The organism is Gammaproteobacteria bacterium (assembly GCA_013214945.1).
Classification (GTDB): Bacteria; Pseudomonadota; Gammaproteobacteria; order Enterobacterales; family Psychrobiaceae; genus Psychrobium.
Genome location: JABSRT010000027.1, coordinates 30,642 through 53,643, shown reverse-complemented (window position 1 = coordinate 53,643; position 23,002 = coordinate 30,642). Strand labels below are relative to the sequence as shown.

The 23,002-nt window shown below is 42.3% G+C and carries 1 protein-coding gene (running past one end of the window); it reads right to left on the bottom strand.

The genetic code is table 11. The features are described from left to right. Positions 1-23,002: part of an LEPR-XLL domain-containing protein coding region (locus HRU23_17585; protein ID NRA55953.1), annotated on the bottom strand (this coding region is incomplete at its 3' end). Its footprint begins 13,138 nt before the window's first position; the window shows 23,002 of its 36,140 annotated nt.

Here is a 23,002-nt window from a genome sequence, read left to right as displayed (position 1 = left end):
AAGATGCGTCAACGGCCGGATTTTGAGTTACTGTTGTGGTCGATTTCCAAGTCCATGTCGGATCGTACAGCATTGTGCCGCTTTGATCTGTCGCTGCCATGGTAAACACACGATCACCAGTCTGCCAATCATAACTAGTCTGCCAAATAGCATCACCATACTGATTTTTAGAATCAACATCACTATAACCGCTAGCCAACGAGTTTAATTGACTTGCAGTAAAACGAGAGCCTTGTTGATCATAGCTAACATTGGCATTATCCCGATATTGACCGACCCACTCTCCTATAGTGCCAGAAACATACGCTGAAGAACTCGCCTCAACCCATGAACCGGAAGTGTCGCTACCTGAGACATTACTATCGTTAACTAAATATTTTGCAACACTACTTGAGACCAAACGTAATATATCTGTTTGTGCGCCTTTTGGCATCAGGACATATTTATCTTTCCAGCCATCAACATCAATATGGTAATACTGTTGATCATTGGCATTAGCAGTCCATTCAGGACCATTCCAAACAACTCCCCAAGGGGTCGTTTCACCAACATTGGTGGTATAAGCCGTGCCGTTATAGCTGCCAGTTAATTGCAAATTAGTGTATGCCATTTGGAATACTGGCATATACCCAAGATGGTTTAAGACCGCTTGTTTTTGGGCATCATTTAATTGAGAGAAAGTACGGTAGTCCATCGATTTGTAATCGCCAGTAACAGAGCTGGCTGATCTATTTCTAATTTGCTCGTCAAGACTGCTTGATATGCCTGCGTTTGCCCAAGTAACGTTTTCATTAAAGTAGTCGATGCCTTCAATGAAGAACTCGCGGAACTCCATGCCAGCACTGGCATTAGGGTTGTAATAACCCAATTGTTGCAGCGTCACTGACATTGAAACAACTTCATTACCAACAACAACTTTTTCTTCACCAATTTGTTCAATCGTTGATGTCGTTACCCATTCGATAACAGGCACCTGAATTGTGCCAATCGCGACCTCACGACTACCAGTTACGATATCAATCTCTTCAGAAATCACTTGAATAATCGGTCGTTTAATATCAACTAAACCGCTTACTTCGGCTGAGGCTTGGAGTTCAAATTCGCCCCCCGTATTAATCGTGACATCGCCCTCTGCATCAACAGTTCCAGCAGCAAGCAACTCAATGTGGCCATCACCTAAACTTGCAACATCAATAACACCTTCTAATACATTGCGCGCAGCACTGGTATTAACTCCGGCTTGCAGACGAACATCTCCTTCAGAAGTAACGTTCCCTGTTACTGTCAATTGTGAATCTGCATTTAATAACAATAAGCCATCTGCATTATTCACCTGTATAAGGCCAGCTACAGAGATTAAGGGGGCCGCAAGGTGAACCAGCATATTGCCTTCTATAATTGCTTGATTCTTTTCAACTGGCACATCTGCTGCTGACGACAAAGAAATGGCATTGCGCGCTTGAATAAATACTTGTGATTGATCGGCTGTTGCATACGCATAACCACCCGCCAAGATATTAACTTGACCACCCGAAATTTGGATATCGTCTTTAACATCAATAGTACCGACCAAGGTCACATCGCCCGAACTTGATTGGATAGTTGCAGTGCCGGTTACTGATGGTTCACTGACGTTTGACAGATCAATTTGACCTACTCGACCTTGAATATAAATACCATCGTTGGCTAAAATTGAAATATCACCATCAGCGGCAGTATCTAATAAACCGCCTATGCTGCCTAACACGCTTGGCTTAACCCAAACGCCAATTCGAGAAGAATGCGTTCCGCCAGAAATGGTCAGCTGATCATTTGCATAAATACGATTATCAATCATGACAAGTGAATTAGAAGAAAGGGTGATATCTGCCCCCGTATCTTCAGCGAGGATAATACCGCTTAGTTGTAACTGACCGGTCGAGTTTATCTCGATTGAGCTATCGCTAGTATTCGCCAAGTCATAAAGATTAGCATTGGCTTTTATTGAACTCTCGTCTGAAACCGTAACCCCGACACCGCTGGCATCTTTTCCGGCACGTAAAACGATATCTCCCGTCGCCGTTAGGTGACCACCAAATGCTATTACTGCCTTTGAAGTATCTAGACCTTGACCACCAATATAAGTCGCTTTATTTGAACGTAAGTCCAAAGTAGCATCGTTACCGCTCCAAACAATCGCTTGTTCGGCTGCAGGATTGTGATCGTAATAAGCACCAGCTTGAATACTACCAATCAATTGTAACGTTGAGGCTTTAAGCTTGATCTTACTATCATCGGCCTGAGAAAATAACTGGGCATCAGAACCCAGAATAATTTGACCCGATGCTTCCATTTCTAATAAACGATCAGCTTCAATGATGGTGCCATACGATTGGGTATCACCAGCCGTTGGCTTAGCATTACCTAACAATATGTCTTGACCGGCTTCAACGGTTAAACGCTGATTAGCTGCCGACGTTGCTATATTGGTATTAAAAATACTTAAATCGCGGCCAGCTTTTATTAGCAATGAGCCAGCAAAATTTAAACTACCAGAAATAGATGCATCTTGAGATGCTTGAATTGTTACTTCGTAATCAGCTAACGAATCCGTCGCACGTAAGCTATTTAAGACACCTTCAATAACAACATTTTTACCCTTAAGGTTTAGCTCGCTCGTTGTTTCGATGTCACCAGCTTCTTTCGCTAAAGTTAAAGTGCCCGATTCCGCGGTAATCGTAACTTCGGTTAATCCTGTATTGTCTTTACCAATATTAGAATTAATCGTTACATCATTTAAACCGGTTATAACAATACGGCCTGAATCACCCGTTGATTGCAAGACTGAAGATGAGTGAGTATAAATACTGATTACGTCGGCTTCAACGCCAGTGCCCGCATTAATAATAATGTCACGGTCAGCGGTAAGATCACCACGAACATCGATTGAACGGCTGGCATTAATAATAATATCGGCATCACGACCTGCGGCAATTAAGCTGCCTTTTAAGATTGAGTCTCCAACAGGGTTTAATTCAATGTTACCGCTGCGGGTTTCTAAGGTACCTAATATTTGTAACTCAAGACCATCACCGGTTGAACCCGATAAAAAGTTAACCGCATCATGACCAACAACGTGATTGTTAATCGTAACTTTACCACCTGTTGCTCCTGCTTTGCCCAGATTAACAACAGAGCCTTTGGCACTAGCATCAAGTGCGTATGTACCGTTAGATGCAACATCATTACTCGTGGCCTGAGTAAAACCAAGTCGTTCAAGACCAACTGAACCGCTGTGGTTAAGGCTAAATTCTTTGACGATTTTGGCGCTAGTCAATTTTAAACGACCATCTTCTAAACGAACTTGCAACTGAGTATCATTTAATGTTTGTTCAGTGCCGACAGCCTGAGCACCAGTTAACGATTCAACCACGGTAAATTGAGTCGAATAAAGTGCAGATTTAATATCCTCTTTTAATGTGCTCGTACCCGTATTAGTCGTGGTCGCTGATTTCGGTATCGTGACTAAACCAGAGACCTTGTGAGTGCCCAAGTCAACGGTCAAACTCATAACAACGTCAGCGCTTAAATCTCCATCAGCAAATTCAACGAAAGCATCTGCAAAAATTTCATTGGTCCATGCACTGGCTAAAACAGTTAGGTTGCCTGCTGAACTTAAATTAATTTCGGAGTTTTCAAGGCCAGTTTTAAGTTTACTTGAACCATAAATAACAATACCTTGGTCCGCATAGTTATCAACAGCACTTTGGGCTGCAATACCACCACGTACATCAATAAGGCTTCCTGCATACAAGTCACGACCTAAACGTACCTGACCTTTAGTTGCTTCGACCGTAATGGTCGACGCGCCATTGCCATACTCACGAGTTGTACCAAGATACAAACCACGGCTATCATAATGATCAACTACTTCACCACCAGAAACGATTAAACCAAATAATTGGGCATCATCAGCCGACTTAATCTGAATTTCACCGTCGCTATTGCTCGTCGCAATACGGGTACCACCAGGCATTTTAACCCCGATGCCGTCGCCATCACGGCCCGCGCCACCTTCCAGCTGAATTAATTGATTAGCACGAATGGTTGCGCCAATTTCAACTGAACCGCCTGACTCGGTGCGTGCCTGACCGCCTAGATACAACTGGCCAGAGGCTGTTAAACTAACCTGTGAATCTTCATCGAACCATTCGATAGTCGAGCCTTCACCGGTAAATACGGTATGGCCACCTGAAATAACAGAACCAACTAACTCAACATGACCTTTGGCATCAACAATCACTGAACCACCAGAATTGTCTGAGGTTAAACCCGCAGCCGTCAAGCCACCAGCAGAGGTTACTTTAATCGATACGTCATCGTCTGCACCAGCAACAGAGGTCGTTGTTAAGCTAACGAGTTTACTTGCGGCAATCGCGCTATTAACATAAATGCGTTGGCCAGCAGTTACAGAGACTTCGGAGTCACCATCGCCAAGCCAAGTAACACCAGTACTGCCAATAATACCACCGGCAACAACCGAGCCATTAATGATCGCGTCTTGACCGGCATGTAAAATAATACTTGAGCCCGCTGTTAAGGTATTAAGTCTTGCAGTTTCATGAACGAAAAGACTTACACCTTCAGAGTTAGCGCCACCAGCAGCACCAATCGGGGTGCCATCTAAAGCAACGCCAGCTTGCATTGTAATATTACCGGTGACTGCCGCATTACCTTCCCAATAGATCCAGCTGTCTGACTGTAAGGTCAGGTTAGCGTTAGCGCCGCGTAAATCAATATCACCTCGAACAATAATATCTTGCTCACCAGTAACAGTTATACCTTGTCCATCACCTAGCGTTATCAACGTACCGGTTAACAAGAAACCATAACCACGTTGACCTACTAATTCATGAGGTTGTTGGATCTGAATTTCATCAACAACACCATCAAAGGTTTCATCGTAGGCATAAACTAAATATTCATTGGTGCCATCGTTGATTAACCAACGATTTTCTTTTAATTCACTGGTTTGTAAATTAAGGCTGTCATTTTGATAATGTAGATCCGCGGTAAATCCGCTCATTACATGTTCTTGGAACAACGCAGTGTCTGGTGTTGCATTAAAGTAAACAGGATTTGAATACCACTCAAGTCCTAACGCATCTAATACTCTAAACTGTTGATCTGCAGTTAGATCTATAAACTGAGGTTGTTCGTCTAAGTCTGTAAGTTCAGGAAATTGAACTGCAGTCCACTGCAGTTCTGAATTGCGGTAGTCAAATGCATCAGAACCATCTTGTTGAACTAATGCATAAATGTCTTCATTGGTCGTTTCATCAAGAGTTTTAGATAGCTCACCTTGCACAAACGTTAATTTGAAATCTGCGCCTTTGCTCCACACTTGGCCGTCAAAACGTACGTAACCTAGCTTCGCTAAAATAAGATCCTGCTGCTTGATTGTTAAATCAGCCCATGCTGTTGAGGCAGCAGCCTCTGGTATTTCGCCCCAAGTAATATCAGCAACTTCATAATCGCCAGAACGACCTTCGATAAAGTCGGTGCGAATTAAGGCCTCTCCATTGTCAACATCAGCATTTGCGTTATATAAAACCTGATGTTGATACAAGGTATAATCTAAAGATTCAGCAATAAACTGACGCTGGCTAAAGCCAAGTTGTTCAAAGCTCGAAAATTCGTCCTCAGGCTCGCCAACGCCGCCCCAATTAACGAGGTCGTAATCAACTTGATTGGCAACCACAAAGCCAGTTTTGATCTGTGAACCGATAACGGCATCAGCTTTGTAGTAATTTGTGCCAGTGTATTGTTCATAACCTAGACTGGCCGCTACAACACCTTTTTGTTCAGCGTTTAGAGATTCAAAACTTGCATTTTCACTAGGCACGGTAACATCGCCCCAGAAAATATTATGATTTTGATAATCGGTAACAACACCTTGCTCAAATTCAGTAACAATACGTTTTTCAGGATCTGAAGCACCGAGGTTAGTAAAGTAATAACCAGTTATGGTTGAACCAAAGCCTAATGCATTTGCCACGACTTCTTTTTGCGCAGTAGTCAGATTTTCAAAACTACTGTCACTATCAGGCGTCGCTAAAATACCCCAATCTAATTCGTTGATATCGTATTCAGGGAAGTAAGATAGATATTTAGCTGCATCTATTTTTTGATTGATCGTCAATTGGGATAATGTCGCGTCAGCTGCAGGAGCGCCATCGTCTCCCCAAACAGCGCCAGCATCGAAGTAATAAGCACCAAATGTAGAACGGTTATCATCCGCTTCACCAGTTGCTACGATACGCTGGAATTCAAATGATGGTTCAATGCTATACCCTAATGATTTAGCAACAGCTTCCTTTTGAGCCTGCGTTAAGCTAGCAAAGTTTGCATTATCACTCGGCGCTGACACACCGTATTCAGCCCAATCAATTTGCTGATTACTATAATCAGCCGAGTCACCTTCAATCAAAGTAGACTTTAATGTTCCGGTCACATCATTAAAGAAGTACGTTCCATTAAGCTCTTGATAACCGAGTGTTTGTGCATAAGCTGTCTGTTGTGCTTGTGCTACAGTACCAATTGAAATGTCATCAAAAGATTGATTCGTGCTTGGGTTATAGAACAAACCGTCTTGATAGAAAGTGTAACCTAGCGTAGTGGCAACTTGCAGTTTAGCCTCATCTGACAGCGCGCTAAATGGTGTAAAATTGGCAATCGAAGTAACGCTTGCACCATTTTCCAGTGTCAAACCTTCACCGGCCAGTACTGCCGCTAATTCAGCTGAAATAGTACCTGCTTTTAGGGCATTAATGATCAAGTCATTAGCGTTATCATCTGAAGCCAGGGTCTTACCAGGGATAGTATCGAAGTAAGCGGCGTAATCATTAAATGTTTCGCCATAATTTAAATTCATTTCACCAGCAGTTACCATGAAACCACCTAGGCGTAATTCACCTGCGGTGTCGATATTTAGCTCGGTGTTAGTACCTGAAATAACCCAGTTTTCATTTTCTTCACGCGCACCAACAACAATTGATGCACCAGAATCAAGGTGTAAATAATTATCTGAACGCAAGGTCATCGACGCATTATTGCCTTGCGCTGTTAATGCAGCGCCTTCTAGCAAGATCATGCCAGTGCCAGCGTCCACATTTATACTGGCGCCAGCGCCTTCAACGAACATTGCTGTTGCACTGATAATAGACGCAGATGTATTCATCACAATGCGACCATTATCAGCAGAGGTCATTACTACACTGCCTTTATCTGCAGTAATTGAGTTAGCTTCTTTACCATAAGTAACCAAGGCATCTTGACCGGTCGAACCTTCAACGTCTATTTGAACTAGGTCTTGTCCTTTAATCCAACCCGTAATAACCAACTGTTCCGCTAGATTAATATAAGTTTCTTGAGCTGACACACCTGAGTCAGGAGAGCCCATTGGATCATGAATGTTGGTGCGTAGCACTTCCATTAAACGCGCATTAAACGTTAACGACTCAGTTGACTGAACATCACCAACAATATTAATACGATCGGCATAAAGCGCTGCGTCATCATTAAAACGGGCGCTGAAATCGAAGCTGCCAACGGTAGCATCTTCGACATCACCAATGTACATCACAACACCAGCCGCCTGATGACCAATTTCAACTAAGTTAAAGCCGCTGCTCAGGGCTGCTAAGTCGCCCATCCCTAATTCCATTGCTCCGGTATTACCGCTGACAGAGAAATCACGGCCATAAGTTGACTGACCAGCACCACCAATATTGTAGTTTTGAGATGCGTCTTGAGCTCTTAACAATAAGTTGCCGCTACCACGGACAGCATTTGCACCAGACCGGAAATCGACATCATCAGCAATTAAGCGAATATCACCACCATTAACGGCTGCAATGACACCACTGGCTAAGTCAAGTAATGCCTCTCGGCCAGCAAGCTCGATGTCAATCTGACCACCATTGGCTGCATAAATACCACCTTTAGCACCTCGTTCACCGTCTTGAATAATCAGACTATCAGTTTCACGAATCACAACATCGGCGTTAGCACCCGCACCGGTATTAACTAAAGTAAAGCGCTCAAGTGTGGTATTTAACACGCCGTTAATACCAACTGATTGAATATTAAAATATCCCGTTGGTGCAGTTAGCTCAGCGTTAGTAACATCTAAAAGGCCACTTGCAGTCAATTTAAGACCTGTTGCCCCCCACGAGTAACCAGCATCAGAACGCATAATCGTAGAGTTTGAGATATCTGTTACTTCGATTGAATCAATGTCATTATTGAAACTAATTTGACGATCACGATAAAGGAAAGCAGAATCTTTTAACTGTAAGACATCTGTAGAATTAATTGCATCTAAAACAATACGGTCATAACCCGAGCCCCCAGTTATATCGAGTAAACCACCGAGATCGGCTGTAATTAAGTTATCACCACCTGTCAGTGTTAGCTCAGTTTTAACAGAACCTTCGACCCGAATAGTATCGTTACCTGAACCGGCAATAATGGTGTTTTTACCCGAGCCCATATTGATGCTTGATGAACCAGTACCACCACGGTATTCGTCATTGCCTGCTCCGCCAAGGTAAGTCAGACCACTAACGTCACCACTAACAAAAGTATCGTTACCAGCACCACCAGTTATGGTAGAACCTGAGGCGCCACCTAAAATGATGAAGGTATCGTTACCTTCGCCACCATCAAAATCAAGTAACGCATCGACGCCCTGACCAACAAAAATTGAGTCATTGCCCTTGCCGCCGACAGCGACAATTTTACGTACTCCGGTATGTATAACCTCGACGCCTAAGGCGTTAACTTTTACTTCACCTGAACGGTAAGTGATAAGACCCGAATTTTCATCCGCATCATACAGCGACTCGATGCGGTAAGACTCATGGTAAAGATCGCCATATAATTTACCACCAGAATCACCATAACGGGCAGCTTCATCTCCCATATGCAAATAAAGCACATCATTAATTTGGTTGGTAATTACCGGAGGTTGTCCCCAGCTCCATGAATAACCAGCAGAAATACTAATGCCAGCGACGGTTACCTTAGCAGCTAAAGATGCACTGGCAGCCGTTAATTCAATTTCGCCACTAAAGCCAGCTAGCGTAGTATTAATTTCAAACAAGCCCATATCAAGGCTAACATCTAGTGAGCCATAGACGCTGGCTGCAAATAACTTATCGCTAAATGTCATCGACATTCCGGCTTTAAGCTCGATCACGCCCATATCAATATTTAAATCAACTGAGCCCTTGATTTCGAATTCACCGTTAGAGCGTAAATAACCACTAACATCAACATTTAACACACCAAAGAAATCTAAACCAGCGCGATCAACACGGATTTCAAAGACATCATCAACGATGCTCATGCCACCCTTGAAGTCGATATCAAACGCTAAGATTTTAATCGCGCCATCAAGCTCAAGGTTAAAGATTGTATCTGCCTTGATGACATCGCCGTGAAGCGTGGTGTAATCATCTGAGCCAGTATTAATTTCTAGTATCGCCGCAGCATTAATGCCGATTGCTGCAATACCTAGTTCAACATTAGTTGCTGCACGTAAAGCAAAGCGATCTTGGGTAATCGCTGCTGCCCCTTCAAATTCAAGTTCACCAAAGGCACCTAAGTCAAGCGTCATATCTAAAGCCGCTTCAATACCAGTAGAGTCGACCAACAGGTCAACTCGTCCTGTTAAGATAACTGCATCGGCGATATTGATTTCGCCAGCGCCTGAAATACGTAACGTTGTCGCTTCTATTTCGACATTTTCATATTCGCCAGGAACCACATTGCCATCAGAGTCTAACTTAAGTGCTCTGACTGATTGTGCGGTCGATGTGGTATTAATTTGCAACATTGCAAACGCGCTAATTTCAAAAATACCGGCGCCGTCAATAATGGTCGAGCCGCCAGGTGCGCCCACTTGCAGTCCGCCGTATAACCCAGCGTTTGCGCCAGTTGCAAAACCTAAAGTACCAGCAACAGATACAGGCTCAAGCAATATGTGATCTAGCGTCATATTAACGCTTAGTTCGGTACGTTCAGTGCTTAATAGGATAGAGAAACCGCCATCCATTTTTAAAGCACCACCTAATAAATTAAGATCGCCTTGGCCTTCGAGTGATAAGTAAAAATCTTGAGCAGCTGATTTACCCGGCGGAACATTTGAGATGGTAATGGTTTCAGAACCGATTCGCGCTTGGAATTCTTCTGGCACCTCATAAATGATATTTTCGCCAGTTGCATTGAGGATCAGTTCCATATGATCAACATTTAATTGCGCCACATCTCCAAATCCAATACTGGCGTTTTCTAGTAAGGCACGAGTTGCTACACCGTCACTGTTTGCAACAAGAAGAACCTGTGCTTTTTCAACATCTAAGCCAAAGCCATCAGGGCCAATCTTAGCTGATGCATCAATAAATAAGTTAAATTCTTCATCGGTGATCTTAAGTTCAAATACACCATCAAGCTGCAGTAAATCGAATGCATTGAACTCTGCTTCGCCTTGCACACGTAAAATACGTTCGTTAAAGTCAAGAATAATTGGTTTGGCATCGTCCCCCGTCTCAATTAAATAACCGGTATTAATTGGACCGTCTTCGGTTAACTGATAAGTCGATTTAGAAAAATCGACCACAGCACCATCGCCACTAATTGTTTGGTTAAGGTCAAGCATCGCTTCGCTCAACTCTGCGGTTACCCCGTCGATACCCACTAATCCGGCTTTAGCTAAATCGACTTCAGCTGCAAAATAAGCAGCAGGATCTAGAGGATTGATGTCGAGCATAAATACCGCGCCAACATCAAGATCTTCGACTGCGAATCCAAATGCGTCGCTGTTTGTAACACTTCCGTCAATCCGATCAGTTGACGGATTCTCTTGCCAATAACCACCTACCCCAACAAAACCGTAAACGTCGGTCATGCCTAAAGATAATGAAGTCACTGTACGTGTGTCGCCGTTGGTTAGCGTAACGGTTTCAGTACCACGTTTAGTAAAGGCCATAGAACCGGCAACTTGCATAACACCCGCTAGATCGCCCTGGAAATACTCGACTTTAGCTTGAATTATTTCATCACCAAAATCCAAGTACACTGGATTATCGTCATCGCCAGTATCAATTCTTAAACCTTGCTCATCCCAATTACCAGTAATTGGATTAGTATTAAGCACATTTTTAAAATCGATATGTGGCATTGGCAAGAATAAAGCCATTTCAGGTGTAATAAACTGACTTGAGCTGGTATTGATATTAATTTCAACGCCTTCAACTCGCGCCTCTAAAATAGCATCCATACCAATCAGTTCAGCTGAATCAACCGTTGCTTTAGCTGCAAAATAGGTTGGCATCGCGGCTTTTATTTCATTCGGTATTTTAAGACCGGCAATACCATTTGGCTGCATAACAGCGAGACCAAAATTAGTATTACCTAATTTAAGGCCGATACCATTATCAGAACCACCAACACCGGCGAAACCAGTTAGATTAGCGCCACCGATGGTCATGACTTCGACATCATGAATGATAGTCTCAGGTAAACCAAATTCACTCAATAAACCAGTATCTGCCGCGACTAACTCATACGTTGTCCCTTTAGATATCGCTAATGAACCATCAAGCTCTAAGCAGCCTGCCATATTTAAATGCGCATTTTCAATCCGGGCTGCAATCTCAAGTTTGTCATCAAACTCCAGTGCAATAGAGTCTCCACTTAACGTGGTTAAGACTAAACCATCTTCGCCATAAGATTTGATGTAATCGACGTTTGGTGTTGAAAGATCATAAGGAGCATTGGTTGCAGCGCCAAAATTTGATGCCACGGTGACATTTAATAGAGTCGCTTCTAGAACGTCCTCCATTCCGATAAATCCAGCTTGTTCGATATCTAATTTTAAAGTGCCCAAGGTGTAATCTTGATTACTGAACAGTGCTAAGCCAAAATTTACATTACTTGCAAATACGCCAACAGCATCTGTTTCACCAGTGCCAAAATACGGGGTGCCCATGCCGACGAACGCATTTAAATTAGCGCCCATTAATGTAAGGTAGGTAAATTTATTCGTTTCTTTTAACAGTCCTTGTGGGCCAGTTCCTTCAATAACTAAATCATCTTTAGTACCAACCTGAAGGGAAATATCACCTGACAAGTACACAAAGTTCTCAACCGAAAGCAACGCGCCAGCAAGATCAACGCGTAACATTTGGCCGAGATCACCGTCAATATCAATGGTAATTGAGTTACTATTGCCGCCAGCACTTCCTTCCAAGCCACCAACATTACCGCCAACTCCTATCGGCACAACTAAATTCTTGGCTGAGTAATCAATGACTCGACCAAATGCATCAGCGGTATTAATTAATAGTTGAGCTTGTTGCACTTCAAGATTTACTGAAGGTACGCCGACCATTCCAGCAAAATCAGTGCTGCCTTGAACGGTTAACCATGCCTGTCCACTAAATGGGCTATAAACAAGTGCCATGGCGAAATCAATATCGTCAATCGCTACACCAACGCCATCTTCTCTGGTACCTGAACCAGCAAAAATATCTAGATCTGTATAAGCAAAAGTGAAATAAGTAACATCTTCAACCGTGCCGTCACTCAATACCAAGGTGTCAAATTCAAGGACAATTTCAAAATCATCTTTTGCTTGTAGCAAACCATGCACATCGACATCAAACTCACCAGTAAAGTTAAATATACTGCCTTTACCCGGAGATAAGTCACCTGGGTTAAAGTCTAAATCTAATGAGCCAAAGTCAATATCTGACGTATCAAGATCAATCCCAACTAAATCAACCGGTAGCTTGTAATAAGAAAGATCGAGATCAGTTGCATTTAATTTAACATCGTCTAGGCCAACAAAATCAAATGTGTCGACATGTCCCTGCATCATCGTCCACTGACGAGACGCATCATTACGGTCAACAAACATGCCTAGACCAAAATCAATGCCTTGTGCTTTAAAGCCAAATTCATCATCGGTTTTGTAACCAAATCCGACAAAGCCAACGGCGTCTTCAGCAGTAAATGTCATCGCATTAACAGAAGTCGTTATGCCAGTGTCTAATGTAATATCTTGGATTGATTTTTCGAAGGAGAAATCACCTTCGACAGCCATAACACCAAGTAAATTAACGTTTAGTTCGCCAGCTACTTTAATCGTTTCGCCGCGCATATCAAAAGTGATATTAGTGTCAGAACTAGAACCTACATCAAGACCGCCGACTTTCACGCCAAGCCCGCTCGACAGAGTCAGAGGCGCAACAGAGTAATCTATTGAACGGCCATTATCAGAAGCAGTATTAATCACGACTTCCATTTCATTGGCAGATACTTCCAAAATATCAACGCCAACAAACTCTACGCTCGATGTGGTGGCTTTTGCGCTAATCCAATATTGACTAGGATCAGCCATTGCAATTGCAATACCCAAGCCAAATGAAGCATCCTCTATTTCAAAACCGACACCATTTGCACCAGCAAAGAAGTCTAAGCCTTCTTCGGCAAACGTCATCAGCGCAACGGTAGCCTGCGAGCCATCATCTAAAGTGACATTAAAAAATTCTTGAGATAGGTCAACATGATAAGTTAAATCAATAAAATCGAAAGCGGATAAGGTAAGATCACCTTCGATGCCAAACTTCAACTGTTCGCCATAACGTAAATCAAAATCAGCATCAGTAATTGACGCGGTAAAATCAGTTCCTAACGTGAAAGACATATCGAAATCCACCGCACTAGCGACTAAATCGCCACCGTCAGTAAAGAACTCAATATCACCACTAATTTCTACCACATCAAAAATATTAGCCTGAAGGTTTTCCACGTCAAAGCTAACATCAACGTCACCGACAGTACCTGACACGCCGTGCTCAAAAGTATAACTAACGCCAGCTAAGTTTAACTCTCGTCCAGCAGCGACTGTAATCGCGCCATAGCTATACTGCAACATGGCAGAATCAGCAGTAACGTCCGCTAAATGTTCTATTTCAGCAGAAAATTTGCCATTTTTAGTTTCAAGCGCATAGCCGCCGTCGCCCCAGATAACTGCAATTTCAGCGTCTTCTAAGCGAACATTAGCGGCGCCAACATCAATGCCAGCGGTAACGTCATTACCTACCGCATATAACTCTTGACCAACTTTAGCAAAACCAAAATCGCCTTGCAGTACGACATTATTCGCTAAGTTAACGTTAAAACCATACACTGAAAACGCAACTGTATCTGCTGCTATATCTTGACTAAATTCATAATTAACATCACCAACACTTAACGTGCGACCTTTAGCAATGTTAGTGGAAATATTGGTAAACTGCACGGCTACCGAATCAAACGGTAATAACTCAAATCCATCAATCTCGGCTGATAATTCGCCTTGCGTCAACTCGAACGCCATCTCATTACCGTCAATCAACAGACCAAAGTTAGCATTACTTAAAGCCAGCTCATTCGAGTCTCCAGCACTTAACGAAGCGCTTACATTATTGCCAACAGCTATCATAGCGTCGTCGACTTTCTTAAAGCCTAAGTCACCGCTTAACGTAACAAAGTCAGCCACATTGGCATTAAAACCTTCTACTGCAAATGCCACAGTATTAGCAGCAATCGCCTCTTCGAAGGTGTATTCCACGCTGCCGATTGCTATTTTTCGGCCAGCTGCAATGGTTGTATTCGCCGAGCTGTATTGTACAAAAACACTTTTTGCACTAATCGCTGCTAACGAAGCAACACTGGCAGAAAAAGAACCTTCAGAAAGTTCGAAAGCGGTTTCATTACCGCTCATGAATAAACCGAAGCTTGCATTCATTAAGCTTACTTGAGCCAATGACCCTGCATCGAGGATCGCTGATACATCATTACCGATAGCAACAATATCTTGGCCTGATTTTTTAAAGCCGATATCACCGTCTAAGCTGACAAAGTTTGAGACATTGGCATGGAAGCCTTTCACGGCAAAAGCAACTGTATTTACAGCTATCGCTTGGCCAAAGGTATATTGTACTGAGCCAACATCAATTGTGGTATTAGTCGCAACAGAGCCTGTTGCGTTGCTGTATTGTACTATAACTTCTTGCGCTGAAATCTCGTCCATTCCAGCGATGCTTGCAGTAAATGAACCTTGACTCAATTCAAATACAGTACTTCCCGCATCTGTAATTAGACCAAAAGATGCATCTTTTATACGTACATAATTATCTTCACCAGCTTGTAATTTAGCATCAACATTGTCGCCCACGGCAACAATTTCAGTGCCAACTTTCTTAAAGCCAAAATCACCTTCTAAACTAACAAAGTCAGCAACGCTGCTACTAAATCCTTTAACAGCAAAGGCAACGGTATTAACAGCTATCGCCTGATTAAATGTGTATTGTATTGAGCCAACACCAATAGTGGTATTGGCAGCGACTAGGCCTGTTGCATTAGTGTATTGCACCATGACTTCTTGTGCTGAAATTGCTTCCATTCCAGCGATACTTGCCGCAAAAGAGCCTTCACTTAGCTCAAATACCGTATCACCAGCACCAGTAATCAAACCAAATGAAGCATCATTTAGATACACATAGTTGTCTGCATTAGCTTGCAATTTAGCATCGACATTATTGCCGACGGCAACAATAGCAGTACCTACTTTCTTAAAGCCTAAATCACCTTCTAAGCTAACAAAATCAGAAATATTAGCGCTAAAGCCTTTAACCCCGAAACCAACAGTATTGGCTTCAATTTCCGTTTCAAATGTATATTCTAAATCAAAAATGCTAAAACTAGTGTCTTGAGCAATTATCGTTGTTGCATTGGTATACTGCACCACAACTTCAGCGGCGCTGACACCTGATAAACCTTCGATGCCAGCGGCAAAACTACCATTTTTCAATTCAAACGCGACTTGATTGTCAGTATCAACCAGCAAACCAAAATCAGCGTCATCGAGGCGAACATAAGCTGAGTCTACTTCTAAGTAGGCATCAATATCATCGCCTAAAATCTGTAATTGTTCTGTTTCACCCTGAGAGGCTTTGCTAAAGGCAAAGGTACCTGATAAGCCAACAAACTCAGCAACGTCAAGTTCAACGTCCCCTGCGGCATAAATAATTTCACCGAGTTGGCCATCGATATTTAATTCAAATTCAACACCTGAAACAATTTCAGCGGTTAGTGCATTAGCATCAGAGAAATCAAGTACGCTACCATCTAAATCACTGGCTTGGTTTACCATAACCTGCATGTCACTGCCTGCTAATGTAAAGCCATCAATACCATCTAAACTCAGTGAACCGGCATTGGCCTGTAGTGCAGTCCAATTCCGCTTATCAACTAACTCATTATCGGTACGTTCAGAGAACAGACCCAAAACAAAGTCAGTTTGTTCTAATTGCAAGCCAACCTGATCTTCGGTTCCGCCTTTGACACCAGCAAAAGCATTAACCCCACCACCAGCAATAATAAGCTGGTCGACTGAAATATCGGTGCCGGCGCTGTCGGTCACTTCACCGATTGACTTATCAAGGTAAAACGCACCATCAACCTGTAAAAAACCAAAGACATCTAGTGTCATTTGTGCGCTAATTCGAGTTAACTCACCTTCAGAGCCATCTAGGTTTAAGGTAAATTCACTTTCAATTCCAGTCGCGACATTTAATTCTGTTACGGCAAAATCAACCACTAAATTAGGATTAACATCACCCACTAAATCGGCCTGTTCAACGACCTCACCCACTTGTTCAATTCTTAGTTCTGTATTGGCCTCTGGTACAGTGGCAGTAACAGATAACATCGACAAGTCATGACCAGACAAGCTGCCTTTGAAAGTAATATTGAAAATGCCATCAGCTTTGCCGATAACTTGAACATCGGCATTTTCAATTGACGTTAACGACGTCAGTAGCGCTGCTTTAATATCACTTGAGCCCGCAGAAAAATCAATCGCTGCTGTAGTATAGATTTGGCCTAAATAATCAAGACTTAAAGTGTAAGTTCCAGTCGCTTGTGTTTGCACAGATAATTGCTGGGTTTCACTAATGGCTGGAGATGTGACAGTCGTTGCAACATCACGGGTCAAACCTTCTTGCACACGTTCAAGTGCAACTTGACCTGTAATCGCTGAAATATCACTGTTCAATTGAGTGATGTTTTTACCACTTAATTGACCAATGAAACCGATATTCCATTTGCCATTTGAGACCGTTACATTAAATGTTGCTGTGCTAAAATCTGTTGTAACCGCAGTCAATAAGGCTGATTCAATTTGAGCCGCAGTTGCGCCAAATTGAAGAGTTTGCGTTGTGTATGACTTACCATCAATATCAAATGATAACGTCAAGTCAGCGTTAGCATTAGTATCTAATTGCAACTCTTGCACTTCAGAAACTGATTCAACAATTTCTGTTTTGCTCGCACTAGAACCTTCTTGAACTGTAAAAATAACCACAGTCACGCTGTTTGCTGAAGCCACTTCAATTTTAGGCACATCTTGGTATGCCATCTGTCCGATAAAGCGAACAAAGTAACTTGGACTCGCCGATGTCGATGACTGATCAAAGCTAACTTTAACTTTGTTTTTTCCTAATGCTTTATTTAACGCTTTTTGTAATGTGGTGACATTTTGGGTTGGGCTATTAGCCGAAAAATCAATTTTTGCAGTGGTTATCTCACCAATTTTTAAACTGTAGTTTGTAAATGATTTAGTCGCATTAGAAAAGTCAATTCGTTGCTTTTCACTCGTATTAACACCGGTGCTATCATAACCAGTAACTTTTATTTCACCATCGTTAAGCGTTACAGAGCTTACAGTAGGACTTGGCAATGTTAACGACACGGATAAATCATTTACTGCTTTACCCGCAAGCGAGCCAATAAATTCGATATCAAAGCCCAACGCACGGCTGCCACTAACACTTACATTTCCTAAACCAACCGCTGAAAACCCTTCATAAGCCGAGACAATAGCCGACTTCATTTGAGTGTCCGTCATCGCTGACGTAATGCTAATTTCTGAACTTTGCTGACCAGAACGGATAGTTAACACACCATCGCTGACGTCCATATTTAAATGGTATTGAGCATTTTGCTCGACAATATCCAAGCTGACATTGTCGTAAGCAGCTTGTCCTTTTGTTACTTCGGTTAATTGCGTTGTTACATCTGGCGTACGGGCACTGACACTAATACCAGAGAAGTCTTGCCCTGACAATTCGCCGTTAAATGTAAAGGTAAAGCCTGTCGCTAACGAGCCGCTAATCGCAACATTACCTTCAGCATTAGCTACACCGGAGTCGGTCAATAAGGTTTCTAGTTTGCTTTTTATTTCATTACGCACATTGGCATTACTGCGAGACAGTGCCACAGCAACAACAGCTTGCTGTCCCATATAATCAAATACGAGTTCGCCAGATGTTAAATCTGTTTTTAATGCTAAAACGGTATCAAGTATCAAATCAACTTGCGGTACTGACTCGCCAGATGTACTCAAGTTGCGATTAATCGCCACATTAAGCTCTTGAGCTGATACGGTTAAGCCATCGACACCTATAAACGCAGCAGAAGCAACATTTGATTGTAACGTCATCCATTGACGAAGAGAGTTACTGCTATCAGTCATTAACGCAAGTGCCATATCTGCACCGGTTAAATCAAAACCAAGTGCATCATCACTACCAGCGTTTACCCCAGCAAAAGCGTTGACTTGAGATGTACCCAATGTCAATAAGTCGACTTCGACTTCACTACTGTCTGATAATGTAACGGTTGTCGTGGTTTTTTCGATAGCGAATGCGCCATTAACCACAAAGAAACCAGCAACGTTGACATCTAAATTAGCGGCTCGAACCGCGGTAAAATCAACAGTAGTGCCATAATCGATAGTACCAAAGTCACCACCAAAATCGATGACCTGCATACCCGTTCGGTTATACAATAACTGGAAGGTACCGCTTAATGTAACGTCCGTAACGCCTTCTAATGCTGCATCACCTAATGCATACAATGCATACGTTGTGGTCGTTGCATCAATTTCAAAAATAGCCATCGCTAAATCAGCGTCGGTTATCCGGGCACTTAAATCATCAGTGCCTAGATAAGCCATGACATTTTGACCAGTCATCATCATGACTCTCGTGCCACTAGGCTGAGTCAGTCTAGTAAAGCTAAAGTCACCTGCTAGGCCAACAGCACCTTCAATTTTCGCGCTAAAACCATATACATTTAACGCCATCATTGGCGATCCCACGGCACCGGCGGCCATGGTTAAAGTCTGGCTAATATCGCCAACAGTTAAGGTGCGGTTATTGTCACCACTGTAATCAATCAAACTGGTGTTGTATTGTAAACGAACAGTATCGGCCCAAACCGTATCGGTAATAAAGCCAGCACCTTCTAAGACCAAATCACCAGCAACATCAAGTGCAATAGTAGAGTCTGACTTGATCAATAATGCTAAGTCGCCATCTGTCACACCCGCTTGGAAATCACCAATGCCAAACAATGCTAAGACTTGGTCTCCAAGAATTATGATTTCATCATTAAGTTTAGAGAAACCTAAATTCCCGCTAAACTCAAAAACATCGGCTAATTGGAAATCTACCTCACCATAGACTGAAAAGCCTAACTGAGATAGATCAAAGTCAAGTGCAACTCCCTCAACTGAAACATCTGGGAATGAAAAATCAGGTAAGTTGATATCAAAGAAACTTAGTTCTAAATTAGGAATATTCAACTGAGGTAACGCAAAAATGAAATCAGCTAAGCTCAAGTTTTCCCAATCAATATCGAGATCTGGAAAAGCTGTACCTAAGTTTGGTAGGGTAACATCTGGCCAGTTTAACCCCAGCGCAGGTAAATCAAAATCAAGACTAAATCCAGTTAAGTCTAGCTTTGGCAATGCAAAGATTAAGTCAGCTAACTCAATGTTTGGCCAATCTAAGTTTAATTGTGGAAATTCAATTGCCAAGCCAGATAAAGTTACATCTGGCCAGTCTAAGTCTAACGTTGCTAAATGAGCCTGTAAATCAGGCCAGTTCATATTAGGCCAATCTGCATCTAGGCCTGGCAAATCAAAGTTGAAGTTCAAGCCGGTCAAATCAAGGCTCGGCAGTGCAAACATTAGTTCTGGCAAAGTTAAATTTGGCCAATCGACAGTTAGTTCTGGAAATGCTGCGCTAAAGTTTGGTAACGACAAACTCGGCCACGGTAGTGTTAAATCGGGGAAACTAACGTTAAGACCTGGTAAATTCAGCCCATCTAATGCAAAAATAAACTGCCCAAAATCTATATCAGGTAAGCCAGCATCTGGCCAATCAGGAAACGCTGTGTTAAAGCTTGGCCATGATAAAGACACGTCTGCAAATGTAATCGACATGCCTGGTAATTCAAGCATCTTGATTGCTAATAGCAGATCTGGCAGCTTCATATCACCCCATGAAAAATCCAAATCGGGTAAATCAAAATCAGGTAAAGCAGCACTAATAGCATCAAAATCGAAATCAGACCAAGCAACATCTGGCCATGGCAAGTCTAAAGTTGCCAAATGAGCGGTTAAGTCAGGCCAGCTCATGTCGGCCCAGTCTGCATCTAAGCCGTCAATATCAAAGTCAAACTTGAGAGCAGGTAACTGTAAACGCGGCAACGCAAACATCAGTTGCGGAAAAGACAGGTTAGCGAAATCTAAATTCAATTCTGGATAAGCGAGCGTTAAATCAGCCAAATCTAAATATGGCCATCCCAAGTCGACATCAGGAAAGCTAATATCGATATTAGGCAAACCTAATGATGGCAATACAAATCCCAGTTCAGGAAGTGATAAATTAGATAAATCTAGATTTGGTAACAATCCTGCTAAATCTAAATCAGGTAAATTTAAACTAGGAAGTCCAGGTAAGCTCAAATCAATATAAGGGAAAGCGGCTAAGTTCAGATCAATTTCAGGAAGATTTAGTGACAAATCTAAATTAGGATCTAAATCAAACAGGTTAAAATTGAACGGTAAGTTCAAAGGCAACATGCTTAAATCAGCAACTAAAGGCGTTACACCATCGGCTTCGGTTAAGGCAACAGCACCAACTGTCATCATGCCCACAGCACCAAATTGGTTATCAATATTAGTGATTAAACCGGCACCCTGTAAACCAGACAGTTTTACCATTGCGCCGCCAGGCGCACTACCAACGGTTAACGACGTTTCACCATTTAACACAGACATTAAAATAACATCTTGGGCTGGCGCGCCAGTAACGATCTCCATTGCTGTTTTAGTAAAACCAAATTGACCCGATAAATTATAGGCAACTTCGCCAACCGATAGCCCTAAATCTAAATTCGCGTTTACCGCGAAGAAATCATGAAACTTGCTGTCTGAGTAATCAAAGTATGTATTACCAAGTGTCTCTGTTACTGCCTCTCCGGTTGTATTAAAACCAACACTAACCGAACGAATTTCATTAATATCTAAACCGGGTAATGCTGAGCCATCTAACTGTTCAAGGGATAATTCACTTGCTTGCAATACGCCAGCGATACCTCTGCGGTCAATTAACAATGCGCCATGAATATCTTCAACACTCAGGGCTAAACCGGTGCTGCCGGTTCCCGCTGTTATATCCAATTCACCATTTTCAATATCAACTCTAACTTCGTCCATAACTGATGGATTAAGTGTCAAGTTAATGTCACTTAGTAGAGTTTGGCCAGCTATGTCTAATGACGCTCGACCTGACAGTCCTAAGCTACTTTCGCTGTCTGCGTTGTTAAGAGTGAAATCACCCACTGTAATTGGGTTGAGGCTTAAATTCAGTACATCTGCACTGGTGTCATGGATTGCCTGAGAAAAATCAAACTCTAAATCTGTAGCCTGAAAACTAACACTATCTAGTAAACCACTGCTAGCCGATGCTGCCTGACCTTTGGCAAAAAACCAACTACGATCATCACCGAGATCATTAGTCGTTAAATAACTTAAGCCAAGATTGAAATCTGATAACTCAAGAGTAAAGACGTCATCAATCTCAAATGTAGCGCTAGCATCTGTTACATTTAAGCTCCAAAGGGATAAATCTGTAGGTATACCTTGAGGGTCTAGCAGAGAATAATTTACGTCGTAGCTGACTGAGATGTTGCCGTTTATTTCAAAGCCTGAGAAGGCAAGATTACCGAGGAAGTCGTAAGAGGAAGTGCTATTAAAATAATCAATATTGAGCAATTCCCCATAGGTATTTTGCTGCTCGCTACCTAAAATCTCACTTAAAAAAGTAGAACCACTGTCGATTGATTTAGTAATCAATTTCAGTTCCGTTTCACTTTTTTCAACATCGAGATACAAATCTGTACCACTTATCGCTAAACCCGCAATGCTATCAAAGCTACCAGCAGAAGAACCATAAGTCATAATACTAAACTCATCCCCGACTTCAGGAATAAAGCCATTTAATAATTCAATGCTAAGCGTACCATCGAACACTAAATTATTAGCGATATTAATTTGATCATATTGGCTGCCTGCCGCCAAACCACCGAGTTCAATTATAATTTCAGAAGAATCTGTATTGGTCAAATTGTCAAAATTCTGCACACCAGGGGAATAACCTGGGCTTAATTTACCAATATTAGTTACATCAAGGTTTACAGAGCCACTTCCGCCAAGGGTATCTGCTGCACCGATAATAAAATCACCACCAGCTACATACAGATCATTCGTAATATTCGCCATATCAAACGCCGCATCATCGACTACAAAATCGGTGTCAGCTTCTGGTCTTTCATAGCCAGAAGTTTGTTGCGCAACATCATTAAACTTTTTGAAACTAGATAATGTGTATTGTTCAGAAAAAGCATCAAGTGGCGCATTAGGCTCAACTAAACGAGTGGTAGCCACCTGCATGGCCCCAAATACGGGGTCACCTGAGAGTAAAATTCTAGGCTCAAGAGCTTCGACTTTAAAAGCATTTCTAATCAACTCTGAGAGTTTAGTGCGCTTTTTGAACAT